At 70.9% G+C, this 26,204-nt stretch carries 26 protein-coding genes; 17 read left to right on the top strand and 9 right to left on the bottom strand.

Translation table 11 applies throughout. The features are described 5' to 3' along the window. Positions 1-70: 70 nt before the first annotated feature. From ABZ893_RS15240 to ABZ893_RS15210, 7 genes are all read right to left on the bottom strand, one after another. Positions 71-358 (bottom strand): DUF1416 domain-containing protein, encoded by a 288-nt coding sequence (locus ABZ893_RS15240; RefSeq protein ID WP_361402603.1) that lies wholly within the window; start codon positions 356-358, stop codon positions 71-73. A 26-nt stretch (positions 359-384) separates the two neighbouring features. Then, on the bottom strand, positions 385-1,230 hold the full coding sequence (locus ABZ893_RS15235; RefSeq protein ID WP_361402601.1) for a sulfurtransferase: 846 nt from the start codon (positions 1,228-1,230) through the stop codon (positions 385-387). Positions 1,231-1,378: 148 nt separating this feature from the next. Further along, entirely contained in the window at positions 1,379-1,459 is an 81-nt protein-coding gene (locus ABZ893_RS15230) for a putative leader peptide (RefSeq protein WP_350203226.1), read from the bottom strand. 246 nt (positions 1,460-1,705) lie between these two features. Continuing rightward, a complete protein-coding gene (locus tag ABZ893_RS15225; protein WP_361402598.1) occupies positions 1,706-2,461 on the bottom strand; it encodes a DUF2993 domain-containing protein in 756 nt (251 codons plus the stop codon). Positions 2,462-2,588: 127 nt separating this feature from the next. Beyond that, positions 2,589-3,680, bottom strand: a complete 1,092-nt coding sequence (locus ABZ893_RS15220; protein ID WP_361402595.1) for a hypothetical protein — start codon at positions 3,678-3,680, stop codon at positions 2,589-2,591. Positions 3,681-3,685: 5 nt separating this feature from the next. Continuing rightward, entirely contained in the window at positions 3,686-3,940 is a 255-nt protein-coding gene (locus ABZ893_RS15215; RefSeq protein ID WP_361402593.1) for a MoaD/ThiS family protein, read from the bottom strand. A gap of 23 nt (positions 3,941-3,963) precedes the next feature. Further along, complete coding sequence (locus ABZ893_RS15210) at positions 3,964-4,725, bottom strand: alpha/beta fold hydrolase (RefSeq protein ID WP_361402590.1); 762 nt, start codon at positions 4,723-4,725, stop codon at positions 3,964-3,966. Between the two features lie 261 nt (positions 4,726-4,986). Here ABZ893_RS15210 and ABZ893_RS15205 point away from each other — a divergent pair, with 261 nt between their 5' ends. From ABZ893_RS15205 to ABZ893_RS15185, 5 genes are all read left to right on the top strand, one after another. Next, positions 4,987-5,802, top strand: a complete 816-nt coding sequence (locus ABZ893_RS15205; RefSeq protein WP_361402587.1) for a response regulator transcription factor — start codon at positions 4,987-4,989, stop codon at positions 5,800-5,802. Positions 5,803-5,825: 23 nt separating this feature from the next. After that, positions 5,826-6,848 carry a LacI family DNA-binding transcriptional regulator gene (locus ABZ893_RS15200; RefSeq protein WP_361402584.1) on the top strand — a complete coding sequence of 341 codons (1,023 nt, stop codon included), beginning with the start codon at positions 5,826-5,828 and terminating at the stop codon, positions 6,846-6,848. A gap of 103 nt (positions 6,849-6,951) precedes the next feature. Further along, complete coding sequence (locus ABZ893_RS15195) at positions 6,952-7,980, top strand: trypsin-like peptidase domain-containing protein (RefSeq protein WP_361402581.1); 1,029 nt, start codon at positions 6,952-6,954, stop codon at positions 7,978-7,980. Positions 7,981-8,038: 58 nt separating this feature from the next. Further along, complete coding sequence (locus ABZ893_RS15190) at positions 8,039-8,773, top strand: response regulator transcription factor (RefSeq protein WP_361402578.1); 735 nt, start codon at positions 8,039-8,041, stop codon at positions 8,771-8,773. Further along, entirely contained in the window at positions 8,770-10,200 is a 1,431-nt protein-coding gene (locus tag ABZ893_RS15185; RefSeq protein WP_361402575.1) for a HAMP domain-containing sensor histidine kinase, read from the top strand. Before ABZ893_RS15190 ends, ABZ893_RS15185 begins: the two co-directional genes overlap by 4 nt. A 58-nt stretch (positions 10,201-10,258) precedes the next feature. Here the strand turns inward: ABZ893_RS15185 and ABZ893_RS15180 are convergent, their stop codons facing one another. Next, entirely contained in the window at positions 10,259-12,064 is a 1,806-nt protein-coding gene (locus ABZ893_RS15180; RefSeq protein WP_361402572.1) for a bifunctional metallophosphatase/5'-nucleotidase, read from the bottom strand. A gap of 211 nt (positions 12,065-12,275) precedes the next feature. Between ABZ893_RS15180 and mshD the strand changes: the two genes are divergently transcribed. From mshD to pstB, 12 genes are all read left to right on the top strand, one after another. Next, positions 12,276-13,208: a mycothiol synthase gene (mshD, locus tag ABZ893_RS15175; protein ID WP_361402569.1), complete on the top strand. Its 933-nt coding sequence runs from the start codon at positions 12,276-12,278 to the stop codon at positions 13,206-13,208. A gap of 154 nt (positions 13,209-13,362) precedes the next feature. Next, on the top strand, positions 13,363-13,749 hold the full coding sequence (locus ABZ893_RS15170; RefSeq protein ID WP_361402566.1) for a GntR family transcriptional regulator: 387 nt from the start codon (positions 13,363-13,365) through the stop codon (positions 13,747-13,749). Continuing rightward, positions 13,746-14,666, top strand: a complete 921-nt coding sequence (locus tag ABZ893_RS15165) for an ABC transporter ATP-binding protein (RefSeq protein WP_361402563.1) — start codon at positions 13,746-13,748, stop codon at positions 14,664-14,666. The genes ABZ893_RS15170 and ABZ893_RS15165 overlap by 4 nt, the downstream gene beginning before the upstream one ends. Next, entirely contained in the window at positions 14,663-15,640 is a 978-nt protein-coding gene (locus tag ABZ893_RS15160; RefSeq protein WP_361402561.1) for a hypothetical protein, read from the top strand. Before ABZ893_RS15165 ends, ABZ893_RS15160 begins: the two co-directional genes overlap by 4 nt. Further along, positions 15,637-16,584, top strand: a complete 948-nt coding sequence (locus ABZ893_RS15155) for an ABC transporter permease (protein WP_361402558.1) — start codon at positions 15,637-15,639, stop codon at positions 16,582-16,584. Before ABZ893_RS15160 ends, ABZ893_RS15155 begins: the two co-directional genes overlap by 4 nt. Before the next feature lie 275 nt (positions 16,585-16,859). Next, positions 16,860-19,109 (top strand): RNA degradosome polyphosphate kinase, encoded by a 2,250-nt coding sequence (locus tag ABZ893_RS15150; RefSeq protein WP_361402555.1) that lies wholly within the window; start codon positions 16,860-16,862, stop codon positions 19,107-19,109. Further along, a complete protein-coding gene (locus ABZ893_RS15145) occupies positions 19,090-20,304 on the top strand; it encodes a CHAD domain-containing protein (protein ID WP_361402553.1) in 1,215 nt (404 codons plus the stop codon). The genes ABZ893_RS15150 and ABZ893_RS15145 overlap by 20 nt, the downstream gene beginning before the upstream one ends. Then, entirely contained in the window at positions 20,301-20,729 is a 429-nt protein-coding gene (locus ABZ893_RS15140; RefSeq protein ID WP_361402550.1) for an NUDIX hydrolase, read from the top strand. The genes ABZ893_RS15145 and ABZ893_RS15140 overlap by 4 nt, the downstream gene beginning before the upstream one ends. 240 nt (positions 20,730-20,969) lie before the next feature. After that, entirely contained in the window at positions 20,970-22,100 is a 1,131-nt protein-coding gene (gene pstS, locus ABZ893_RS15135; protein ID WP_361402547.1) for a phosphate ABC transporter substrate-binding protein PstS, read from the top strand. Between the two features lie 99 nt (positions 22,101-22,199). Beyond that, complete coding sequence (pstC, locus tag ABZ893_RS15130; protein ID WP_361402544.1) at positions 22,200-23,201, top strand: phosphate ABC transporter permease subunit PstC; 1,002 nt, start codon at positions 22,200-22,202, stop codon at positions 23,199-23,201. Further along, complete coding sequence (gene pstA / locus ABZ893_RS15125) at positions 23,198-24,265, top strand: phosphate ABC transporter permease PstA (RefSeq protein ID WP_361402541.1); 1,068 nt, start codon at positions 23,198-23,200, stop codon at positions 24,263-24,265. The genes pstC and pstA overlap by 4 nt, the downstream gene beginning before the upstream one ends. 54 nt (positions 24,266-24,319) lie before the next feature. Continuing rightward, positions 24,320-25,096, top strand: a complete 777-nt coding sequence (gene pstB / locus ABZ893_RS15120) for a phosphate ABC transporter ATP-binding protein PstB (RefSeq protein ID WP_361402539.1) — start codon at positions 24,320-24,322, stop codon at positions 25,094-25,096. A gap of 108 nt (positions 25,097-25,204) precedes the next feature. Here the strand turns inward: pstB and ABZ893_RS15115 are convergent, their stop codons facing one another. Further along, entirely contained in the window at positions 25,205-26,203 is a 999-nt protein-coding gene (locus ABZ893_RS15115; protein ID WP_361402536.1) for an inorganic phosphate transporter, read from the bottom strand. Position 26,204 lies beyond the last annotated feature (1 nt).

The raw sequence follows: 26,204 nt of genomic DNA, 5'->3' as shown, positions 1-26,204 counted from the left end.
CGTAGGCGTCCAACCCCCGGAGGTGCGGCCCCTCGGCCGTTCGTGCGCCGCCGTCACACGGCGGCCGCCGTCACACGGCGATGGCTACCTCGGAAAGACCACCGGTCTGGGCGACGACCGTGCGGTCCGCGGTGCCGCCGGGCACCAGGGCGCGCAGCGTCCACGTGCCCTCGGCCGCGTAGAAGCGGAACTGACCCGTCGCCGAGGTGGGGACCTCGGCCGTGAACTCGCCGGTCGAGTCCAGGAGGCGCACGTAACCGGTGACGGGCTCGCCGTCGCGGGTCACCTGGCCCTGGATGGTGGTCTCACCGGGCTTGATCGTCGAGGCGTCGGGGCCGCCGGCCTTCGCTCCACACATGTGTTTCTCCAGGAGGTTTCGAGGGGTTACTTGTTGGCGCCGAGCTCGATCGGCACGCCGACGAGGGAGCCGTACTCGGTCCACGAGCCGTCGTAGTTCTTGACGTTGGCCTGGCCGAGCAGCTCGTGCAGGACGAACCACGTCAGGGCCGAGCGCTCACCGATGCGGCAGTAGGCGATGGTGTCCTTCGCCAGGTCGACCTGCTCGTCCTCGTAGAGGGCCTTGAGCTCCTCGTCCGACTTGAACGTGCCGTCGTCGTTGGCGTTCTTCGACCACGGGATGTTGCGCGCGGACGGGACGTGGCCCGGACGCTGCGACTGCTCCTGCGGGAGGTGGGCCGGGGCGAGCAGCTTGCCGGAGAACTCGTCGGGCGAACGCACGTCGACGAGGTTCTTCGAGCCGATCGCGGCGACGACGTCGTCACGGAAGGCGCGGATCGAGGCGTCCTGGGCCTTGGCCTTGTAGTCCGTGGTGGGGCGGCTGGGGACCTCGGAGCCGTCGACCAGGTCGCGGGAGTCGAGCTCCCACTTCTTGCGGCCGCCGTCGAGGAGCTTCACGTCCTGGTGGCCGTAGAGCTTGAAGTACCAGAACGCGTAGGAGGCGAACCAGTTGTTGTTGCCGCCGTAGAGGACGACGGTCGTGTCGTTGGCGATGCCCTTCGCGGAGAGGAGCTTCTCGAAGCCCTCCTGGTCGACGAAGTCACGGCGGACCGGGTCCTGCAGGTCGTCGGTCCAGTCGATGCGGATCGCGTTCTTGATGTGGTTCTTGTCGTACGCCGAGGTGTCCTCGTCGACCTCGACGATGGCGACCTTCGGGTCGTCGAGGTGGGCCTCGACCCAGTCGGCGTCGACCAGGACGTCGCTGCGGCTCATGTTTCTTCTCCATCCGGGGCAGTTACGGCGGGAATTCGGGAGTGCGGGTGCGCGGCTGACGGGGGCACTGCGCGGGGGCAGGCGGCGTCGGCGTACGCGAGGGGTGGGCCACCAGAGGGGCCTCGGGAAGCGGGATTTACCGTCCCGCTCAGACGGTGCGACAGAGCATGGCGGCGACGCGGCACAGGTCTACTGCCCGCCGCTTCGTGAGATCCGCCTGTCGCTTCATGGCACCGATCGTAGGTAGGCACGGGCGGCCGTGTCACCGGTGTGTCATATCGTGAGACGAGATCGTCCGATATGTGGGACGCGAGCGGCTTCGTGATCACTCCCGCCCCGCGGCGGGGCCGGTGTCCCGCCTGTGTATCTACAGGGCGGACAGGTGCGTCTCACAGTTCGGACACGCCCCGCTGTTACAGAGCCCGGCGGACCCCGCAACCGTGCAGCTCAGGGCCTTGGCCGCACTCAGTAGGACTCAGCGGGAGAGCCGCACGTCCTTGCCGGTCACCGAGATGTCCACGCCGTCGGACACCGCCTCGATCTTGTCCAGCTTCAGCCCGGCCGGCAGGCCCGCCAGCTGCTCGCTGAAGTCGGTGACGCTGCGGACCTCCTTCTCACCGGCCGGAACGGGCAGCTTCGGCAGCCCCACCGCCGTCACGGAGACGGTCTCGCCCTGCACCTTCACCGACGACATGACGGGGAAGTGCCGGGACAGTGGCACGCCCCGCACACTCGCCTTGATGTCGAGCTTGATCTTCCCGTTCCCGCCGTCCGACAGGCCCACGACCTGCGCCGAGACGAGGCCGGGCACCAGCTGGACGGGCTGGGTCCGCGCGGCCTTGAGCAGTTCGGCGTAGCTGATGTGGGCGGTGCCGTCGGCGCGCTGCGCGGTGGCCGCGCTGTAGTCGCCGGAGAACGAGACGCCGTGCATCTCGGCGGTCAGCCGGTCGATGCGCATGGGCTGGGAGCGGCCGGCGGAGCTCTTGCCGTCGGCCGGCGGGAGGTCGTAGTTGTCGATGCCGATCTGGACGTCGTCGAACCGGCCGCCCGCGAGCTGGGTCAGGAAGGGGAACCCCTTGATCGACACGTCGGGGTTCTGGTGCAGGCCCTCGCTCGCGCGCACACGGTCGGCCGCCTCGTTCTCGGCGAAGTTCACCGCCACCCGGTCGGCGATGACGAACAGGCCGCCCAGGATCACGACGACGATCAGAAGTACTCGCAGAGCACGCATGACCCGGTGCTTCCCCCCACCTGTACGACAGTTCCTGCTCGCAACCGTACGCGGCCGGACCCCCGTGAAGAGGGCCCGGCCGCAAGGTTGTCGATCAGCTGTGACAGGTCCGCCACGTGCGAAGAGGTCAGCCGACGACCCGCCCGAGCAGGTAGACGGCGGGTGCCGCGGCGGCCAGCGGCAGGGCCACGCCCGCCGTCATGTGCACGAAACGGGAGGGGTAGTCGTAGCTGGCGACGCGGTGGCCGATCAGGGCGCAGACGCCGGCGCCGAGCCCGAGGAGCGCGCCGTCGGACCCCAGGCCCGTGACACCCCCGGCCGCGATACCGGCGCCCGCGGCGGCCAGCAGCGCGACGACCACGGAGACGGGCGTCGGGAGCGGGATCGCCCGCGCGAGGACGGCGACGGCTACGGCCACGCCGCCGACCGTCACCGCGTGCGGCTCGGCCGCCAGATGTCCCGTCGCGACGATGGCGAGCGCCGCCGACGCGACCGTCGCCATCAGGCCGTACATGCGCTCGTCCGGCGACGCGTGGCTGCGGAGCTGGAGGACGAGGGTGAGCAGGACCCAGACGCCGAGGGTGCCGAGGATCGCGGCGGGCGCGTTCTCCCGGCCCGCGACGAGCAGGGCGATGTCGGCGGTGACGCCGCCCGCGAAGGCCAGCGCGATGCCCTGCCGGGCCGGCCACATCCCGTTCAGCCGGAACCAGCCGGCGGCCGTGACGGCCTGGAGCAGCACAAGCGGCACGAGCAGCGCGTACGAGCCGACGGCGGCGCCGCCCGCGAGCAGGAGTCCGAGGAGCGCGGTCAGCGCGGCGGGCTGCATCCCGGGCTCGATGACGGGCGAGCGCCCCTCGGCGCGGGCGCGCTGCGCGGCGGTGAGCCGGGGGGCGTCCGCGGCGGGCGCCTCCGCGTCGGCCGTGGCGGCGGCCACCGGCTGCCCGCCCGACGCGTACGCCGGCTGGGGCTGCGCGTAAGCGGGCTGCTGCGGGTACGCGCCCGGGTCACCCGGCACCTGCCCGCCGTAACCGGCCTGCGCGTACGCCTGCCCGTAGGGCTCCTGGTGCGGCTGCCCGTAACCCTGGCCCTGCTGGCCCTGCTGTCCCTGCGGCGGCAGGTACGAGGACTGCACCTGCGTGTCCCAGGTCTGGCCCTGCCACTGCTGGGTCTGCTGGGGCTGGTACGGCTGTGCGTACTCGTCGTACGGCTCGTTGGTCATCGGGGTCACCCTCCTGCGAACGGCGGGAGCACCTCGACCGTGCCGCCCTCGGCCAGCCGTACCGTCTCATGCCCGCGCTTGCCGACGGGGTCACCGTCGACCAGGAACGACGAACGCTGCAGGACACGCACCAGGTCACCGGGGTGCCGCGTGCGCACACCGGCCAGCGCGTCCGCCAGGGTCTCCGCGTCGTACGGCTCCTCGGCGACACCGGCGGCCGCCTTGGCCGCGGCCCAGTAACGAATGGTCCCGTTGGCCATGTACGGCGCTCCTGTCTCGGGGGCTATTCGGCGGTTGCCGTCGTCCATGATGCCGTGGCCCAGTCGCCGATCCGCGCGAGGAGCCCGTCGTCCGCCGCGTGCTCTGCGTGCCCCATGCCCCTTTCCAGCCACAGTTCGGCTCGGCCGGACGCCGCCCCCGCGAGCATCCGCGGATGGTCGAGGGGGAAGTACGGATCGCGGTCGCCGTGCACGATGAGCAGCGGCGTCGGAGCGATCAGGGGAACGGACTCGACCGGCGACAGCGGCACGGGGTCCCACTCATGCGGGTGAATGCGCGTATGGAGCCCGAAACGGCCCACGATCCGCCCCGCCGGGCGGGTGACCACCCAGTGCAGCCGCCGCATCGGCGCGGTCCCCCGGTAGTACCAGCGGGCCGGAGCGCTCACCGAGACCACGGCGTCGGTGCCTGCCTCCGTGCGCCCCTTGTGCAGCGCGGCATGGCGCAGCACGACGGAACCGCCCATCGAGAAGCCGACCGTCACCACGTGCGCGTGCCCGAGTGACCTCGCCCACTCCACGGCGGCCACCAGATCGAGCACTTCCCGGTCGCCCACGGTGGACCGGCCGCCGGACCGCCCGTGCCCGCGGAAGGAGAACGTGACCACGGCGGCACGCTGCGCGAACACCTGCGCCGCCCGCCGCACGTGCGGCCGGTCCAGGTCCCCGCTGAACCCGTGCGCGACCACGATCACCGGCCCGCCGGCGGGCCCCGGACCGGGGTCGTAAGCCGCCTCGATGGCGACGCCGTCACGCGTGTGCAGCATCACACGCCGTGACCGCGCAGTGATCGGCTGCACAGAAGATGGCGCCTCTTGACCTGCCCGACCCGACTTCATGTGGGCTATTGTCCTAGGCAGAGGATCCGGGCAGCGAAGCCCCCGGGTCCTTTTGTGCTTCCGGGCCCGGCCCGGAGCCGCCGTACGAAGCAGTGCCGTAAACGTCCTCGATGGGACCGAGGAGGAACCAGACGTTATGGGCGAGCGAACCGTGCACGAACGTAGGACGACCCAGGCAGGTGAGGACGCATGAGCTCTTTGCTGCTCCTCACCAACGCCCTTCAGCCGTCGACGGAGGTGCTCCCCGCTCTCGGTCTGCTGCTGCACAACGTGCGAGTCGCCCCCGCGGAGGGGCCCGCACTCGTCGACACCCCCGGCGCCGACGTGATCCTGGTCGACGGCCGCCGCGACCTCCCGCAGGTCCGCAGCCTCTGCCAGCTGCTCCGCTCCACCGGCCTCAGCGCTCCGCTCCTCCTCGTCACGACCGAGGGCGGCCTCGCGGCGGTCAGCGCCGACTGGGGCGTCGACGACGTACTCCTCGACACGGCGGGCCCCGCCGAGGTCGAGGCGCGGCTGCGCCTCTCGATGGGCCGCCGGCAGATCGTCGCCGACGACTCCCCGATGGAGATCCGCAACGGCGACCTCTCCGTGGACGAGGCGACGTACAGCGCCAAGCTGAAGGGGCGGGTCCTCGACCTGACCTTCAAGGAGTTCGAACTCCTCAAGTACCTCGCGCAGCACCCGGGCCGCGTCTTCACGCGCGCGCAGCTGCTCCAGGAGGTCTGGGGCTATGACTATTTCGGCGGCACGCGTACGGTGGACGTCCACGTACGGCGCCTCCGCGCAAAGCTCGGGCCCGAGCACGAGTCGCTCATCGGGACCGTTCGGAACGTGGGATACCGCTTCGTGACGCCCGAGAAGGTCGAGCGTGGGGCGGACGCGGAGAAGGCCAAGGCGGCGACGCCGAAGCCGGAGGCCACGGGCACGCGCACCTCGCGGCGGCCCGTCGAGCGTCCGTCGGTGTCCACCCCTCGGGAAGCCGCCGGACGATCTGCCCAGCGCTAGGTCCATCCGCGTAGACTCCGCGCGTGGCCAAGGTGACTCGGGACGATGTGGCACGACTTGCGGGTACTTCCACCGCCGTCGTGAGCTACGTCATCAACAACGGACCCCGGCCGGTCGCCCCGGCCACGCGCGAGCGCGTTCTCGCCGCGATCAAGGAACTGGGGTACCGGCCCGACCGGGTCGCCCAGGCCATGGCCTCGCGGCGGACCGACCTCATAGGCATGATCGTGCCGGATGCGCGCCAGCCCTTCTTCGCCGAGATGGCGCACGCCGTCGAACAGGCGGCCTCCGAGCGCGGAAAGATGGTCCTCGTCGGCAACTCCGACTACGTCGAGGAGCGCGAGGTCCACTATCTGCGGGCCTTCCTCGGGATGCGGGTGTCCGGGCTCATCCTCGTCAGCCACGGCCTGAACGACCTGGCCGCCGCCGAGATCGAGGCGTGGGACGCCCGCGTGGTCCTGCTGCACGAGCGGCCCGAGGCCATCGACGACGTCGCCGTCGTGATCGACGACATCGGCGGCGCCCAGCTCGCCACCCGCCACCTCCTGGAACACGGCCACGAGTACGTCGCCTGTCTCGGCGGCACCGCCGAGACCCCGTCCGTCGGCGACCCGGTCTCCGACCACGTCGAGGGCTGGCGCCGCGCCATGCAGGAGGCCGGCCGCTCCACCGAGGGCCGGCTGTTCGAGGCTCCGTACAACCGCTACGACGCGTACGAGATCGGGCTCGCGCTGCTGTCCGGGCCCGACCGGCCGCCGGCCATCTTCTGCTCCACGGACGACCAGGCCTTCGGCATCCTGCGGGCCGCGCGTGAGCTGCGGATCGACGTGCCGGGCGAGCTGGCCGTCGCCGGGTTCGACGACGTGAAGGAGGCGGGTCTGACGGATCCGCCGCTGACGACGGTCGCCTCGGACCGGTCGGCGATGGCGCGGTCCGCCGTCGACCTCGTGCTCGACGACTCGGTGCGCGTCGCCGGTTCGCGGCGCGAGCGCCTGAAGGTGTTCCCGTCGCGGCTCGTGGTCCGCCGCTCCTGCGGCTGCCACTGACCCTCGCGGTCCCGGGGTTTCTTACATCGGGCATACGGGGTTCTGCCGGGCTTCTCAGCACACCCTCACCGTGCTCTCATGAACGCGGCGCACGCTTTGCCGTATGACCGAGAGCTTCCGCCCGAGCGGCGAGTACCCGCAGGACCCGCAGCAGTCCTCGTATCCGGGGACCCCCGAGCCGGGCGGCGCCTATCCGCCTCCGCCCGCGTACGCGCCCGTCCACGCCGCGGCCCCCCGGCCGCGCCGGCTCCGGGGACCCTTCGGGCTCCTCGCCGCCGTCGCCGTCGCCGCGGCGGCCGTGGGCGGCGCCACCTCGTACGCGTTCCAGCAGCTCACCGACAACGAGTCCACGACCGTCAACGCCGGGGCGAGCGTCGTGCCCGCCAGCCAGAAGGGCAGCATCGCCGGTGTCGCCGCGGCCGTCAGCCCGAGCATCGTGGAGATCAGCGCCCAGTCGAACGGGGGCAGCTCCACCGGCTCCGGCGTCATCGTCACGCGCGGCGGCGAGATCGTCACCAACAACCACGTCGTCTCCGGTGCCTCCTCCGTCAAGGTGCACACCAGCGACGGCAAGACGTACACCGCGGACATCGTCGGCACCGACGCCAAGAAGGACCTCGCCCTCGTCAAGGTGCGCGGCGCGTCCGGGCTGAGGCCCGCCTCGCTCGGCAACTCCTCCGCCCTGAAGGTCGGCGACCAGGTCGTCGCCATCGGCTCCCCCGAGGGCCTGGCCGGCACCGTCACGAGCGGCATCGTCTCCGCCCTCGACCGCGACGTCACCGTCCCCACGGACCAGGGCCAGCAGCAGCAACAGGGCGGCGGCAGCGGCAGCGGCGACCAGTGGCCGTTCGAGTTCGGCGGGCGCCAGTTCAACGGCGACACCGGCTCGTCGACCACGACGTACAAGGCCATCCAGACCGACGCGTCCCTCAACCCCGGCAACTCCGGCGGCGCCCTCATCGACATGAACGGCAACATCATCGGCATCAACTCCGCGATGTACGCCCCGAGTTCGGGTGGCGGGGGCGGGTCGTCCGGCGCCGGCAGCATCGGCCTCGGCTTCGCCATCCCGGTCAACACGGTCAAGGCCGACCTCGCCTCGCTGCGCAGCGGCGGCCCCTCCGGCAACTGACCGTGCGAGGCTGATACCGGCCCCCGACCACCGCCCGCACCCCCGAGGAAACCCGCCCATGAGCCCCGCCGAAGGCGACCGCGAACCCCAGCGCATTCTCATCGTCGACGACGAACCCGCCGTCCGCGAGGCGCTGCGCCGCAGCCTCGCCTTCGAGGGCTACGGCACGGAGACCGCCGTCGACGGCGCCGACGCGCTCGACAAGGCCGCCGCGTACGCGCCCGACCTGCTCGTCCTCGACATCCAGATGCCGCGCATGGACGGCCTGACCGCCGCCCGCCGGCTGCGCGCCGGCGGGTCGCGCACCCCGATCCTGATGCTCACGGCCCGCGACACCGTCGGCGACCGCGTCACCGGACTCGACGCGGGCGCCGACGACTACCTGGTCAAGCCGTTCGAACTCGACGAACTCTTCGCACGGGTACGGGCACTGCTGCGGCGCGGCGCGTACGCCTCGGCGGCGGACGCGGCGGCCGAGACGAATAACGTGCTGACCTTCGCGGACCTGCGGATGAACCTGGCGACCCGCGAGGTCACCCGCGGGGACCGCACCGTCGAGCTGACCCGCACCGAGTTCACGCTCCTGGAGATGTTCCTCGCCCACCCGCGCCAGGTCCTCACCCGCGAGCAGATTCTCAAGTCCGTCTGGGGCTTCGACTTCGAGCCCAGCTCCAACTCCCTGGATGTGTACGTCATGTACCTGCGGCGCAAGACGGAGGCCGGGGGCGAGGCGCGGCTCGTGCACACGGTGCGCGGGGTGGGGTACGTCCTGCGGGCGGCGGGCAGCGAATGAGCCGGTTCGTGCGGCGGCTGCGCTCCCTGCCGCTGAGATCGCGGCTCGCCCTGCTGGTCGCGACGGCGGTGGCGATCGCGGTCGCGGCCGTGGCGACGATCTGCTGGTTCATCGTGCGCGGCCAGCTCTACGGCCAGCTCGACAGCAATCTGCGCAGCCAGAGCCACTCCGTGAGCAGCGACCAGGTCAACTTCATCACGGACAACTGCAACCAGCGCGTCCCCGGCTACATCCACTTCCGGGGCCCGACCGTGCAGGTCATCTACACGAGCGGCCGGGTGTGCACGACGCCGGACGCGCCGCCGATCCCGGTGCAGTCCGCCGATCTCGCCGTCGCGCAGGGCACGTCGCCGAGCGCGCTGCACACGACCGTCGACAGGGCCGGCACACGGATGCGGGTCCTCACGCTCCCCGTCGTCACGAGCGACGACACCCGGGTCGCGGGCGTCGCCGTCTCCCTCGCCACACCCACCAGCGAGGTCACCAAGCCGCTGACCACGCTGGCCTGGGTGCTGCTCCTCGTCTCCGGCATCGGCGTGCTCGGCGCGGGCGCGGCGGGCCTGTGGGTGGCCCGGTCCGGACTGCGTCCCGTCGACGAACTCACCAACACCGTCGAGCACGTGGCCAGGACCGAGGACCTCACGGTCCGCATCCCCGTGGAGGGCGACGACGAGATCGCGCGGCTGTCCTCGTCATTCAACTCGATGACCGCGTCGCTCGCCTCGTCCCGCGAGCTCCAGCAGCAGCTCATCGCCGACGCGGGCCACGAGCTGCGGACGCCGCTCACCTCGATGCGCACCAACATCGAACTGCTCTCCCGCAGCGAGGCGACGGGCCGGGCGATCCCCCCGGAGGACCGCAAGGCGCTGATGGCATCCCTGAAGGCGCAGATGACGGAACTCGCCGCGCTCATCGGGGATCTCCAGGAGCTGTCCCGTACGGGTCTGGCCGGCAGCGAAGGGACCATCCGGGTCGTCGCACTGCACGACACGGTCCGCACGGCGCTGGAGCGGGCCCGGCTGCGCGGGCCCGAGCTGACGATCACGTCGGAGCTGGCGCCCTGGTACGTACGGGCCGAGCCCGCGTCCCTTGAGCGGGCGATCGTCAATCTGCTCGACAACGCGGTCAAGTTCAGCCCGCCGGCGGGGAGCGTCGAGGTCGTGCTGATGCGCGGCCGGCTGACGGTGCGCGATCACGGGCCCGGCATCCCCGACGACGAACTCCCTTACGTCTTCGACCGGTTCTGGCGTTCGCAGACGGCGCGGGCGCTGCCGGGGTCGGGCCTCGGCCTGTCGATCGTGGCCCGCACGGTGGAGAGCTGCGGCGGCACGGTGGAGCTGGGGGCGGCGGAGGGCGGCGGCACGGTGGCGACGGTGCAGCTGCCGGGGGCGCCGACGCCTCCGCCGGACATCCCTGACGTGCCTTAGGGGATACGCGGAAGGGGGCGCCCGGCGCACAGAGCAGCCGGGCACCCCCTAGGTCACGTCACTTGATGATCGTGATCCGGTCGCCCTTCGGCGGGGCGATCGGCGACGCCGGCGACGAGTTCGCCGTCAGATAGTCGTTGAACGCCGCCAGGTCGTCGCTGCCGACCAGCGGGTTCTTGCCCTGACCGAGCGCCGCGAAGCCGTCGCCACCGCCCGCGAGGAACGAGTTCATCGCAACGCGGTAGGTCGCCGCCGGGTCGATCGCGGCACCGTTCAGCCGGATGGAGTCGACGACGACGCGGTCCGCGCCCGACTTCCGCATGTCGAGCGTGTACGTGAGCCCCTCCGACGGCTGGAGGATCCTCGGCGAGGCCTCGTTCGTGCCGCTGACCTGCTGCTGGAGCGCGGCGATCACCTGCGCGCCGGTCAGGTCGACGAGGTTCACGGTGTTGCTGAAGGGCTGCACGGTGAAGCCCTCCCCGTAGGTGACGACCCCGTCGCCCTCGCTGCCGCTCGCCTTGTACACGAGGTCGGAGCGCACGCCTCCGGGATTCATCAGGGCGAGCACGGACTTCGGGTCGAGCGACTTGGCGTGCGCGAGCTGCGCGTCCGCGATCAGGTCGCCGAGCGGCTCCTCCGGCACACCGGCGCCGCGGCCCGGGATGTCGGCCGAGATGTAGCCGACCGGCCGGTTCGCGACGGGCGCGGCCAGCTTGTTCCAGCGGCCGATGAGCGCGGTCATGTCCGGCGCCTTCGGCTGCGTCCGGCTCACCACGTGGTTGGCGGACTTCACCGACGTACGCACGATGTCCTTGGTGCGGCGGTCGTACGTCAGGGTCGTGTCCGTGTAGAGCTTCCCGTACGAGGACGCCGACGTGACCAGGCGGGGCTTGCCCGAGGGGTCGGGGATCGTGCAGACGTACGCGTTGTGGGTGTGGCCGGTGACGAGCGCGTCGACCTTCGGCGAGATGCCCTTGGCGATGTCGACGATCGGACCCGAGATCCCCGCGCCGCCGCTCGGCGAGTCGCAGTCGTAGTTGTACGAGCCGGAGGCCGGGACGCCGCCCTCGTGGATGAGCGCGACGATCGACTTCACGCCCTGCTCGTCGAGGATCTTGGCGTACTTGTTGACCGTCTCGATCTCGTCGTGGAACTTGAGGCCCTTGACGCCGTCGGCGGAGACGATGTCGGGGGTGCCCTCAAGGGTCACGCCGATGAAGCCGATCTTCACACCGTCGTGCTTCCACACCCAGTAGGGGGCGAGGACGGGCTTGCCGGTCTTCTCGTCCGTCACATTGGCTGCGAGGTAGGGGTAGTCGGCGCCCTTGAAGGTCTTGCCGGCCTCGTAACAGCCGTCCTTGGGGTGGCAGCCGCCGTTCTGCATCCGGGCCAGCTCGGTCGCGCCCTCGTCGAACTCGTGGTTGCCGACGCTGGTCACGTCCAGGTCGAGCTTGTTCATCGCCTCGACCGTCGGCTCGTCGTGGAAGAGCCCGGACATCAGCGGACTGGCCCCGATCAGGTCCCCGGCCGCGGCCGTGACACTGTACGGGTGCCCCTGACGCGCGGTCCGCAGCGACGTGGCCAGGTACTCGACACCGCCCGCGTCGATGTTCTTCTTCGTGCCGTCCGGCAGCGTCTCCGTCACCTGCCCCGAGGACCCGGCCGGCGGCTCCAGGTTCCCGTGGAAGTCGTTGAAGGAGAGGAGCTGCACGTCGACCGTGCCGCCATGGTCCCCCTGCGTGTCCTGCGTGGCGTTCGCGGGCATGGCCGCGACGAGCGCCCCGGCGGTGGCGAGCCCGGCCGCCGCGGCGAGAATCCGCGCCGCGGCCTTGCGTCCGGGTCTGCGCGGTGACTGTGACTTCATCGGATACGTCCCCCTGTGGGTGCCGTGAGACGACGGTGACGGTGTGACGTGGCTTGAACGATGTGACCTGACTCGATCCCGCAGCCTAGGGTCAACGCGCGTAGCGCGACAGAGGTTTGCGGGTCACGAGCTGGTTGCCGTCGTGCCGTCGCCCGCCCGGCGGGCAGGATTCCCCGGACCGGGCCGGGCCCTCCCCCGTACCCTCTTCTCCATGACCAGCGACGCCGCGCCCGCCACCCCCGACCGCCAGATCGACACGCTCACGGCCCTCACGCCCGAACAGGCGGAGGCCGTCTCCACGATCCTCTCGGACGCCGCCCGTGCCGACGGGCAGCAGGCGGTGTCGGAGCAGGGCCGTCTGCAACTGCGCGGCGGGCCCCGGGAAGGCGTGCGCCATCTCCTGCTGACCGTCGGCGGCGAACTGGTCGGCTACGGCCAGCTGGAGGACACGGACCCGATCGAGGCGCCGGCGGCCGAGCTGGTCGTGCACCCCGACCACCGCGGGCACGGGCACGGGCGGGCGCTCGGTTCGGCGCTGCTCGCCGCGTCCGGCAAGCGGCTGCGGGTCTGGGCGCACGGCGGCCACGCGGCGGCCCGGCACCTGTCGCAGGTCCTCGGCCTGACCCTGTTCCGCGAACTGCGCCAGATGCGGCGCCCGTTGGCCGAGGGCCCCGAGCTGCCCGAGCCGGTGCTGCCCCAGGGCGTAAGCATCCGGACCTTCGTCCCCGGCGAGGACGACGCGGCCTGGCTCGCGGTGAACGCGGCGGCGTTCGCCCACCACCCCGAGCAGGGCTCCCTGACCCAGCGCGACCTGGACGACCGCAAGGCCGAGCCGTGGTTCGACCCGGCCGGCTTCTTCCTCGCCGTACGCGAGAGCGACGGCGAGGTCGTCGGCTTCCACTGGACCAAGGTGCACGCGGAGGAAGGCCTCGGCGAGGTGTACGTCGTCGGGGTCTCGCCGGACGCCCAGGGCGGCGGCCTCGGCAAGGCGCTCACGGCGGTGGGCCTGCGCCATCTGACGGCGTCCGGTCTGCCGACGGCGATGCTCTACGTCGACGCCGACAACAAGCCGGCGGTCACGGTGTACGAGCGCCTCGGCTTCGTCACCCACGAGACGGACCTGATGTACCGCACGGAGTCCTGACCAGGTCGTAGGCGCGGCTCGGCGCACGCGAGCACGGAGCCATAGCCGCAGGTCAGCGCACACATAGGCAGCTGAGGGGCAGTCGTCGGTTGACACTGCCCCTCTTTTGCACCACCCTTTCACTACTTGATTAGTGAAAGGGTGGTGTTGGAACGTGGTCGAGTACCGGATCGACCGGCGCAGCGGCGTCGCCACCTACCTCCAGATCGTCCAGCAGACCAAGCAGGCCCTCCGCCTCGGCCTGCTGGAACCCGGCGACAAGCTGCCCACGGCCCGCGAGGTCGTCGAAGCCACCGCGATCAACCCGAACACCGTGCTCAAGGCGTACCGCGAGCTGGAGCGCGAGGGGCTGGTCGAGGCCCGCAGAGGCCTCGGCACCTTCGTGCGCCGAACGCTCGGCGCGGCCCCGGCCGACTCACCGCTGCGCGCCGAACTCGCGGACTGGGCCCGCCGCGCACACGCCGAAGGCCTCGACCGCGAGGACGTGGCCGCACTGTTCAGCGCCGTACTGGACGAGAACTTCCCGAAGGGGGACCAGTGACTTCCACCAGCACCACCCAGGGCGTCGCCATCGAGGCGACAGGGCTCGGAAAGCGGTACGGCCGCCATGGCCAGGCCGCTCTCGACGCCTGCTCGTTCCGGCTGCCCGCCGGCCGGATCAGCGCCCTGGTCGGGCCCAACGGCGCCGGGAAGTCCACGCTCCTCGCCCTCGCCGCCGGTCTCCTGCGGCCCACCGCCGGACGGATCACCGTCCTCGGGGCCACCCCCGGCGTCGCCCGCGACCGCGTCGCCTACCTGCCGCAGGACAAGCCGCTCTACCCCCAGCTCTCCATCGCGGACACCCTGCGCATGGGCGCGGAGCTGAACCCGGGCCGCTGGGACGCCGCGTACGCCGCACGGATCGTCGAGCAGGGCGGCCTCGACCCCAAGACCCGGGTCCGCACGCTCTCCGGCGGCCAGCGCACCCGCGTCGCCCTCGCCCTCGCGCTCGGCAAGCGGCCCGAGCTGATGCTGCTCGACGAGCCGATGGCCGACCTCGACCCGCTGGCCCGCCACGAACTGATGGGCACCCTGATGGCGGACGCCGCCGAACACGGCACCACGGTCCTCATGTCCTCGCACATCGTGGCCGAACTGGCCGAGGCCTGCGACCACTTGCTGCTCCTGGGCGGCGGACACATCCGGCTCGGCGGCGGCATCGACGACCTGACGGCCGCCCACAGCCTGGTCACCGGGCGCGGCACCGCCGACGATCTCGCCCCGCACACCGTCGTCGAGTCCCGCGCGGCGGGCCGCGGCCTCACCGCCCTGATCCGCCGCGAAGGCCCGCTCGACAACGCGTGGGAAGCACAAGAACCTTCCTTGGAGGAACTGATCCTCGCCCATCTGCGCAACCCCGGCGCCCCCGCCCTGATCACCCCGGGCACGACCGCGAGCGCCACGGCGGTGACGGCATGACGACCACTCAGGAACACACGGCCGACCGCCGCACCACGTCCGGCACCGCCGGCCTCGTCCGCACCCTGCTGCGCCTGCACCGCACCGCCCTGTGGGTGTGGACCGCCTTCGTCGTCCTCACCGCGGGCCTGCTCCTGTGGCTGTGGGGACCCGGCGCGAACGCGGCCCAGAGGGCGTTCGACGCGTTCGGCTACAGCGGCGCGCAGGAGAACGCGTTCGCGGGCCGGGGCATGTTCTTCGGCTCGCCCGGCGCGTTCGACTCCCTCTTCTACCAGCCGTCCACACTGATCTCCTTCGCCTCGCTGGCCATCGCCGTGTTCGCCGCCGGGCCGCTGATCGCCCGCGAACTGGAGCGCGGCACCGTCCGGGTGGCGTGGACGCAGTCGGTGTCCCCCGCCCGCTGGCTCGCCGCGAAACTGGCGGTGCCCGCGGTGCTCATCGCCGTCGGGACGGGCATCCTCGTCGTCCTGTACCGGTTCGTGTGGAACGCGCACAACCACCTGCTGGTCGCGGGCATCGGCCCCCGCTCCTTCTACTTCTCGCTCGGGCCCGCCACTGTCGCGAACGCCCTCTTCGGGCTCGCCGTCGGCGTACTCGCCGCCCTCGTCCTGCGCCGGACGCTGCCCGCCCTCGCGGTCGCCGTCGTCGTGCAGTTCCTGGCGGGCGCGATGCGCGGGAACAACTGGCCTTTCCAGCACTCGCCGTTCTCGCGGCTCCAGCCCGAACTGCCGGTCTACGGCAAGGCGATCACGTCCTCGGGCGCCCGGATCTCCGACCCCGACTGCAACCTCAGCCAGAAGTGCCTCGACGCCCACCACGTCACCGGCTTCACCCGTACGTACCTGCCCTCCCCCGACTACTGGCCCCGCCAGCTCGCGGAGACGGGTGTGCTGCTCGGCCTGACCGCGCTCGCCGTGGTCGCCGCGTTCCTCGTCCTGCGCCGGTACTTGCCGAAGAAGGGTGCTTCCGCATGAGCGCCGCGACCCTCTCCCCGTCGACCGGCCTGACCTGGACCGTCCTGCGCCTGCACCGGCTCGCCCTCTGGCTGTGGGCCGCGTACGTCGCCGTCACCGCGACCGTGCTGCTGTATCTGTGGGGGCCGGGCGGCTCCGGCTGGCACATCACCGGCAAGTGCGTCGCGGGCGTCATGAACGCGTGCAGCGCCGCCGGGCCGGGCGGGGGCCGGTACGAGTACCTGCTCGGGCTCTCCACGAGCCTGATCACGTTCGTACCGGCGATAGCCGCCGTCTTCGCGGGCGGGACCCTCATCGGCCGCGAGCTGGAGCGCGGCACGGCCACGCTCGCGTGGACGCAGTCCGTGTCCCCGGTCCGCTGGCTGGTCACCAAGCTCGCCGTCCCGGCCGCGTTCCTCGTCGCCGGCACCGGCATCCTGGTGGCGCTGCGCCACGTGGTCGCGTCGAAGGCGGGCGGCCTCCCCGAGAACCAGTGGTTCATGAACGGCGTCTACGGCGCCCTCGGCCCGACCGCTGTCGCGCTCCCGCTGCTCGGCCTGGCGCTCGGCGCGCTGGTCGCGTTCATCTCCCGGCGCGTGATCACGTCGGTCTGCGTCTCGCTCGCGCTCTTCGGCATCGTGATCACCGCGCTCGGCTCGCTCCGTGGCCACTTCTGGGCCACGTCCACCGTCACGGGGAGCGTGCGCCAGGGCTACCGGGGCTTCACCGGCCTGCTCCTCGACGAGGGCGCGGTCACCGGCAGCGGCGCCCGCGTCCCCGACCCGATCTGCGTGAGCGACGCGAACTGCCTGGTCAAGCACAACATCACCGGCTTCTACCGTGAGTTCCAGCCCGCGTCCCACTTCTGGCAGCTCCAGCTCGTGGAGACGGGGATCCTGCTGGCCCTGACGGCCCTCGTGGTCGCCGCGACCTTCGCGCTCCTCAAGAGGAACCAGCCGAGGTGAGCGCCTGAGGGGTTCCCGGTGTGAGTACCTAGGGGTTCCCCCCGTCATGGGGAACCCCTGGGGCTCATGGGGAACCCCTAGGTCGCCCCCCGATGCCCCGCACGTCATGTCGCCGTAACCAAGCATTCAGACGGGCTTGCGACTCTCTGTGAATGCAGCCCGCAGCGTCCGACCCTGCCGGGGCCCCGGCGGAGCCCTCCCCGGACGGGAGACTCCGCCTCACGCCCGCGCTCTCCGACGCGCCCATCCTCCCCAGAGCGCGGAAGAATGGGTTCATGAGCCAGCCGAACACCCAGGACCAGGTCTCCGCACCGCCCGCGCAGCCGTCCGTCGGCTCCATCGCCGCGCACCGGCCGCACACCGTCGCGAACGGCGACTTCGAACCAGACCTGCCCGAACTCACCGCGGACATCGACGCCGACCCCGACGACTACGTGGACGACGGCGCCGAGCTGCCCCAGGGCCGCTTCCTCGACCGGGAACGCAGCTGGCTCGCGTTCAACGAGCGGGTGCTCGAACTGGCCGAGGACCCCGACACCCCGCTCCTGGAGCGGGCCAACTTCCTGGCGATCTTCGCGTCCAACCTGGACGAGTTCTTCATGGTCCGCGTCGCCGGCCTCAAACGGCGTATCGCGACAGGTGTCGCCACCCGTTCGGCCTCCGGGCTCCAGCCCCGCGAAGTGCTCGAACTGATCTGGAACCGCTCGCGCGAGCTCATGGCCCGGCACGCCGCCTGCTACCAGGAGGACGTCGCCCCCGCGCTCGCCGACGAGGGCATCCACGTGGTGCGCTGGGAGGAGCTCACCGACAAGGAGCAGTCCCGGCTGTTCTCCCTGTTCAAGCAGCAGATCTTCCCCGTGCTCACCCCCCTGGCCGTCGACCCGGCGCACCCCTTCCCGTACATCTCGGGCCTGTCCCTGAACCTGGCCGTCGTGGTGCGCAACCCGGTGTCCGGGCACCGCCACTTCGCCCGCGTGAAGGTGCCGCCGCTGCTCTCCCGCTTCCTGGAGGCCTCGCCCCAGCGCTACGTCCCGATCGAGGACGTCATCGCCGCGCCCAAGCACCTGGCCGAGCTGTTCCCCGGCATGGAGGTCCTGGAGCACCACATGTTCCGGCTCACCCGGAACGAGGACCTGGAGGTCGAGGAGGACGACGCCGAGAACCTCCTCAAGGCGCTGGAGAAGGAACTCATGCGGCGCCGCTTCGGCCCGCCCGTGCGCCTGGAGGTCGAGGAGACCATCGACCGGTACGTCCTCGACCTGCTCGTACGTGAGCTGAAGATCAGCGAGTCCGAGGTGTACCCGCTGCCGGGTCCCCTGGACCTCACCGGCCTCTTCGGCATCGCCGGCCTCGACCGGCCCGAGCTGAAGTACCCCAAGTACGTCGCCGGCACCCACCGCGACCTGTCCGAGGTCGAGTCCGCGTCCGCGCCCGACATCTTCGCCGCCCTGCGCGAGCGCGACGTCCTGCTCCACCACCCGTACGACTCGTTCTCGACGTCCGTGCAGGCCTTCCTGGAGCAGGCCGCCGCCGACCCGGACGTCCTCGCGATCAAGCAGACGCTGTACCGGACCTCGGGCGACTCGCCGATCGTCGACGCGCTGATCGACGCCGCCGAGTCCGGCAAGCAGGTTCTGGTCCTCGTCGAGATCAAGGCCCGCTTCGACGAGCAGGCCAACATCAAGTGGGCCCGCAAACTGGAGGAGGCCGGCTGCCATGTCGTGTACGGCCTCGTCGGCCTGAAGACGCACTGCAAGCTGTCGCTCGTGGTCCGCCAGGAGGGCGACACGCTGCGCCGCTACAGCCACGTCGGCACGGGCAACTACCACCCGAAGACGGCCCGCCTCTACGAGGACCTGGGCCTGCTCACCGCCGACTCGCAGGTCGGCGCCGACCTCTCCGACCTCTTCAACCGGCTGTCCGGGTACTCGCGCCGCGAGACGTACCGCCGGCTCCTCGTCGCCCCCAAGTCCCTGCGCGACGGCCTGATCTCGCGTATCAACAACGAGGTCCAGCACCACCGCGCGGGCCGCCCCGCCTACATCCGGTTCAAGGTCAACTCGATGGTCGACGAGGCCGTCATCGACGCGATGTACCGGGCCTCGCAGGCCGGCGTCCCCGTCGACGTGTGGGTCCGCGGGATCTGCGCGGTACGGCCCGGCGTCGCCGGCCTGTCGGAGAACGTCCGCGTACGGTCCGTGCTCGGCCGCTTCCTGGAGCACTCGCGCATCTTCGCCTTCGGCAACGGCGGCGAGCCCGAGGTCTGGATCGGCAGCGCGGACATGATGCACCGCAACCTCGACCGCCGCATCGAGGCACTGGTCAGGGTCTCCGACCCGGCCCACCGCGGCGCCCTGAACCGGCTCATGGAGACGGGCATGTCCGACACCACCTCGTCCTGGCACCTGGGCCCCGACGGCAACTGGGTCCGGCACGCGAAGGACGCGGAGGGCCGGCCCCTGCGGAACGTACAGGAGATGCTCATAGACGCCCGGAGGCGCAGGCGTGGCACAGCAACACCTTGAGACACCGGGAACGGAGGGCTGCGCGGGCGACGCCGTCGCGGCCTACCTGCGCGAGCAGGCCACGGAGTTCCTCCGCTCCCTGCGGCAGCACCGCGAGTGCGGCGGCGCCGAGGGCACGGCCGAAGCGGCGCGCGCCCTGCGCCACGCGGCCCGCCGGGTCAGCGGCACCCTCCACACCTTCCGCCCCCTCCTGGACCCCGACTGGTCCGACGCCCTACGCCCAGAACTGGCCTGGCTCTCCGCCACACTGGGCCAGGAACACCAGTACGCATTCCGCCTGGACCGCCTGCTCTCGGCCCTGCACCGCTTGTCGGGCACGTACGCGCTCCCCGCACAGGCTCTGGAACCCGCTGCGGGCAGCCGCCCCACCGGCGCAGGCACAGCAGACCGCCCGGCCTCAGCCAACCCCGCTGCGGGCAGCCGCCCCACCGGCGCCCCAGCCCACCCCGCCGTGGGCACCCGCCCCACCGGCGCGGCCACGGACCGCCCGACCTCAACCCACCCCGCTGTGGGCAGCAGTTCCGCTGGGGCGGAACGGGTGGGCACAGCCCAGTTGCCGCGCAACGAAAAGACGACGTCAGGGAATCTCACGGTCGGCGCCGCAAAGGCCGGCGCCCTACTGGAGCGCCAGCTCACCCTCGCAAGGACCCGCGCCCATTCCACCGCGCTCCAAGCCCTCGGCTCCTCCCGTTTCCACGCCGTCGCAGACAACGTCGCCCTCCTCGCCAGCGACGTCCCCCTGAGGCCCGCCACCACCACCCTCCAAGCCCTCGCCGAAACCGCCGAATCCCGCCTCACGGAGGCCGTCAACGCCCTCCCCCTCCACCAGGCCGGCCACCCCTACAACGCGGAAGCCCTCGTCCAGGGCCTCAGCGCAGACCCGGCACCCCCCTCCCAGGACGCCCCCTGGCACCACGTACGCCTCCTCCTCCGCCTGCACCGCTACGCCCAGGAAGTCCTGACCGGCGCCCCCGCCCCACCGAAGACACCGTCGGACGCGGCCACCGCACTCGACCGCCACCGCGACGCGGCGGAGGCCGCGGCCGCCGCCGCCCACGCCGCCCGCACCCCCCGCATCGCCCCCGCGACGGCCTACGCCCTCGGCGTCCTGCACGCCGACCAGCGCCACGAAGTGGAAGCCGCCCGCTTCGCCTTCCAGCGGGCCTGGCAGAAGGAGTCGGTCCGCACGCCATGAGCAACGGCAACGGCAACAACGACGTCGTTCGCGCAGCCGGCTGCGTCCTGTGGCGCCGCTCCCCCTGCGACGGCACCCTGGAGATCTGCGTCGTCCACCGCCCCAAGTACGACGACTGGTCCCACCCCAAGGGCAAGCTGAAGCGCGGCGAGGACACACTGGCGGGCGCGCTGCGCGAAGTAGAGGAAGAGACCGGATTCCGGTGCGTGCCGGGCGCCCGCCTGCCCACCACCAACTACATCGCGAACGGACGCCCCAAGACGGTCGACTACTGGGCCGCGGAGGCGACGGACGGCGGGTTCACACCCAACAGCGAGGTCGACCGGATCCTGTGGCTCTCCCCCGCCGCCACCCGCCGCCGTCTGACGCAGTCCCGCGACAAGGCCCTCGTCGAGGCTCTGCTCAGCGCCCTCCATCTCGCATAGTCGCACCCCGCACACAAGCCGTCACCAACCGTCACACGGCACCTCACCACGCCGACCGCCGAGGTTCACCCGCCGTTCACTCGTGCCCTTCGGTCGCTTCACCTGCCCTGCCTAATTTCGGACTTACCCGGTGCGCGCCGCCCGCCAAAGCGAACAGCGCACCGCCTACCTGGAAACGAAACGACTTCGCACGCCGTCCCGGATTCACCGACCGGCGGCTCCTGGAAGGAAAAATCCGAAGTGAAGCTTCAGCGCAAGAACCGGCTCCGCGCCCTCTCCCTCGGCGCCATCGCCGTCTCCGGCGCCCTGGCCCTCACGGCGTGCGGCTCGGACAACACGAGCACGGGCGGCGGCGCGAGCAACGCTCCCGCGGCCAAGGCCGGCAGCATCAAGTGCGACAACGCCAAGGGCCAGCTGCTCGCGAACGGTTCCTCCGCGCAGGCCAACGCCATCCAGGCCTGGGTCAAGGCCTACACCGCCGAGTGCTCGGGCGTGCAGATCAACTACAAGCCCGAGGGTTCGGGCGCCGGTGTCACGGCGTTCAACCAGGGCCAGGTCGCCTTCGCCGGCTCGGACTCCGCCCTGAAGCCCGAAGAGGTCGCCGCCTCCAAGAAGGTCTGCTCCGGCGGCCAGGGCATCGACCTCCCGATGGTCGGCGGCCCGATCGCCGTCGGTTACAACGTGCCCGGCGTCGACAACCTCGTCCTGGACGCCCCGACCCTCGCCCAGATCTTCGACGGCAAGATCAAGACCTGGGACGACAAGGCGATCGCGAAGCTGAACCCGAAGGCGAAGCTCCCGTCCACCAAGATCCAGGCGTTCCACCGCTCGGACGAGTCCGGCACCACGGACAACTTCACCAAGTACCTCAAGGCCGCCGCCCCGTCCGACTGGAAGTACTCGGGCGGCAAGGCGTGGCAGGCGCAGGGCGGCCAGTCCGCCCAGGGTTCGTCCGGCCTCGCCCAGCAGGTGAAGGCGACCCCCGGCGCGATCTCGTACTTCGAGCTCTCCTACGCCAAGGACGGCATCAAGACGGTCGACCTGGACACGGGCGCCTCCGCCCCGGTCAAGGCCACCACCGACAACGCCACCAAGGCCATCTCGGACGCCAAGGTCGTCGGCACCGGCAAGGACCTGTCGCTCAAGCTGAACTACGCGACGAAGGCCGACGGCGCCTACCCGATCACCCTCGTCACCTACGAGATCGTCTGCGACAAGGGCAACAAGGCCGACACCTTCCCGGCCACCAAGTCCTTCCTCACCTACATCGCGAGCCAGGACGGCCAGGACTCCCTCGCTGCCCTCGGCTACGCGCCGATCCCCGCGGAGATCAACCAGAAGGTCCGCGACACCATCGCGACCCTGAGCTGACCCAGAGTGCGGCCCGTCCCCGTCAGGGGGCGGGCCGCACCGTCCGGTGCACCGCCGCCTGGAGCCGTCGACCACGGCTCCGCAGACCGGAGAACCCCCATGGACATATCAACAAAGACCACCGCTCCACCCGCTCCCGCCAAGGAGCCCGCCATGCCGCTCAAGTCCAACCGTGGCGCGACCCGCCCCGGTGACCGGATCTTCCTCGGCCTCTCGCGCGGATCCGGCATCCTGCTGCTGGTGATCATGGCCGCGATCGCGGCCTTCCTCACGTACCGCGCCTCGATGGTGCTGTCCAAGAACCACGGCGACTTCCTCACGACCTTCGAGTGGAACGCCAACAACACCCCGCCGGTCTTCGGCATCGCGGTACTCGCCTTCGGCACCGTCGTCTCGTCGGTCATCGCCATGGTGATCGCGGTCCCCGTCGCCGTCGGCATCGCGCTGTTCATCACGCACTACGCACCGAAGAAGATCGGCGGCGCCATCGCGTACGTCGTCGACCTCCTCGCCGCCGTACCGTCCATCGTGTACGGCCTGTGGGGCGCCCTCTTCCTGGTGCCGCACCTGACCGGCTTCTACAGCTGGCTCAACACGTACTTCGGCTGGACCCACGTCCTCGAGTGGCAGGGCGGCGCCCCGCGCACCCTCCTCGCCGTGGGCATCCTGCTCGCGATCATGATCCTCCCGATCATCACCAACGTCAGCCGTGAGGTCTTCCGGCAGGCGCCCCTGATGCACCAGGAGGCCGCACTCGCGCTCGGCGCCACGCGCTGGGAGGTCATCCGCATGGCGGTGATCCCCTTCGGGCGCTCCGGCGTGATCTCCGCGTCGATGCTGGGCCTCGGCCGCGCGCTCGGCGAGACGATGGCCGTCGCCACCGTCCTCTCCCCCGGCTTCACGATCAACGCCAGCCTGCTCGACCCGGGCGGCGGCACCTTCGCGCAGAACATCGCCGCGAAGTTCAGCGAGGCCACCGACCAGGGCCGTGACGCGCTCATCGCCTCCGGCCTGGTCCTCTTCGTCATCACGCTGCTGGTGAACGGCGCGGCCCGCGCGATCATCGCCCGCCGCAAGGAGTACTCGGGGGCCAACGCATGAGCCACGCAACGATCACCACGCCGGCCCCCGCCGACTCCCTGAGCGCCGCGCGCCTGCCGCGCTGGTCGCCGTACGCCATCGCCGTCGTCGCCGTCGCGGCCGGCTGCGGGATCGGCCTCGGCGCCGGGCTGGCCAGCCACATCCAGTGGGGCCTGATCGCCGCCGTCCTCTTCGTGTTCGGCACGTTCGCCATCGCGGCCAAGGTCGAGGGCCGGCGCCAGGCCAGGGACCGCGTCGCGACCAGCGTCATCTGGGTCTCCTTCGTCCTCGCCGTGATCCCGCTGGCCTCCCTGATCTGGGAGACCGTCAGCCGCGGCATCAAGGTCCTCGACGTCTTCTTCCTGACCCACTCGATGGGCGTCGTCACGGACTACGAGCCCGGCGGCGGCATCTACCACGCGATCCTCGGCACCCTGGAGCAGGTCGGCCTCGCCACCCTGATCTCCGTACCGATCGGCCTGCTCACCGCGATCTACCTGGTCGAGTACGGGCGGGGCAAGCTCGCCAAGGCCGTCACCTTCTTCGTCGACGTCATGACGGGCATCCCGTCGATCGTCGCGGGCCTGTTCATCCTCAGCTTCTGGATCCTGATCCTCGGCTTCAGCTACTCCGGCTTCGCCGGGTCGATGGCGCTGTCGATCCTGATGATCCCGGTCGTCGTCCGCTCCACCGAGGAGATGCTCAAGCTCGTCCCGAACGAGCTGCGCGAGGCCTCCCTCGCGCTCGGCGTGCCGAAGTGGCGCACGATCCTCAAGGTCGTCCTGCCGACGTCGATCGGCGGCATCACGACCGGTGTGATGCTGGCCATCGCCCGCATCGCCGGTGAGACCGCGCCCGTACTGCTGCTGGTCTGGGGCAACCCGCTGATCAACCCGAACCCGTTCCAGGGCCCCCAGTCCTCGCTGCCGCTCTACATCTACCAGCAGTACCAGAACAGCGGCGGCAGCCCGGCGGCGTACGACCGGGCATGGGCGGCGGCACTCGTCCTCATCGCCTTCATCATGATCCTCAACCTGGTGGCCCGCGGCATCGCCCGCTGGAAGGCCCCCAAGACGGGCCGCTGACGCGGCCATCCTCAGCGACCCTCAGCACTTCCCTTTCCGAAAGCAGTGATCCCCATGGCCAAGCGAATCGACGTATCGGGCCTGACCGCCTACTACGGCTCCCACAAGGCGATCGACGACATCTCGATGACCGTGGAGCCCCGCTCCGTGACGGCCTTCATCGGCCCGTCCGGCTGCGGCAAGTCCACGTTCCTGCGCACCCTGAACCGTATGCACGAGGTCACCCCCGGCGGCCGCGTCGAGGGCAAGGTGATGCTCGACGACGAGGACCTGTACGGCACCCACGTCGACCCCGTCGCCGTGCGCCGCACCGTCGGCATGGTCTTCCAGCGCCCCAACCCCTTCCCCACCATGTCGATCTTCGACAACGTGGCGGCGGGCCTGCGCCTCAACGGCTCCTACAAGAAGAGCGAGCTCGGCGACATCGTCGAGAAGTCCCTCAAGGGCGCCAACCTCTGGAACGAGGTCAAGGACCGCCTGAACAAGCCGGGTTCCGGCCTCTCCGGCGGCCAGCAGCAGCGTCTGTGCATCGCCCGCGCCATCGCCGTCGAGCCGCAGGTGCTCCTCATGGACGAGCCCTGCTCGGCCCTCGACCCGATCTCGACGCTCGCCATCGAGGACCTGATCGGCGAGCTGAAGGAGCGCTTCACGATCGTCATCGTGACGCACAACATGCAGCAGGCGGCCCGCGTCTCGGACCGCACCGCGTTCTTCAACCTGGCCGCCGTCGGCCAGCCCGGCCAGCTCGTCGAGATCGACGAGACGGAGCGCATCTTCTCCAACCCGTCGGTCCAGGCCACCGAGGACTACATCTCCGGCCGCTTCGGCTAGACACCACCACCTACTCCTTGCGGTGCTGCATGGCGGTGCCACCGCAAGGCAAAGGGCCCGCCCCCTGGCTCCCGGGGGGCGGGCCCTGTTTTGCGTACTGCCTGACAGCTACCCGAAGGCCAGGTTGATGACCCCGAAGCTCGCCGCCGCGACCAGAGCCGCCGCCGGCATCGTGATGAACCAGCCCATGACGATGTTCTTGGCGACGCCCCAGCGCACCGCGTTCACACGCTTCGTCGCGCCGACGCCCATGATGGCGGAGGTGATGACGTGGGTCGTCGAGATCGGCGCGTGGAACAGGAACGCCGAGCCGAACATGATCGACGCACCGGTCGTCTCGGCCGCGAAGCCCTGCGGCGGGTCCAGCTCGATGATCTTGCGGCCGAGGGTCCGCATGATGCGCCAGCCACCCGCGTACGTACCGAGGGACAGCATCGTCGCGCAGACGAGCTTGACCCACACCGGGATCGGGTCGTTGTACGTCTCGTGCCCGGCGATGACCAGGGCCATCACGACGACACCCATCGTCTTCTGGGCGTCCTGCAGACCGTGGCCCAGCGCCATACCGGCCGCCGACACCGTCTGCGCTATCCGGAAGCCGCGCTTGGCCTTGTGCGGGTTGGCCCGCCGGAACAGCCACAGGATCACGCACATGACGAGGTAACCGACGATCAGACCGATCACCGGCGACGTCAGCATCGGGATGACGATCTTGTCGAGCACACCGTTCCAGTGCACGGCCGTCCCGCCGGCCAGCGCCGCGCCCACCATGCCGCCGAACAGCGCGTGCGACGACGAGGACGGCAGCCCGAAGTACCAGGTGACCAGGTTCCAGATGATCGCGCCGACGAGCGCGGCGAAGAGGATGCCCATCCCCCTGTCGCCGGTGGGCGTCGCGATGATCCCCTCACTCACGGTCTTGGCGACCCCGCTGCCCATGAAGGCACCGGCGAGGTTCATCACCGCGGCCATCGCGAGCGCGGCGCGCGGCGTCAGCGCACGCGTGGAGACCGACGTGGCGATCGCGTTCGCCGAGTCGTGAAAACCGTTCGTGTATGTGAATCCGAGCGCGACGCCGATGGTCAAGATCAGTGCGAAGGTGTCCATG

The sequence above is a fragment of the Streptomyces sp. NPDC046821 genome (assembly GCF_040645335.1).
Taxonomy (GTDB): domain Bacteria; phylum Actinomycetota; class Actinomycetes; order Streptomycetales; family Streptomycetaceae; genus Streptomyces.
This window is presented reverse-complemented; position numbering and strand designations above follow the sequence as displayed.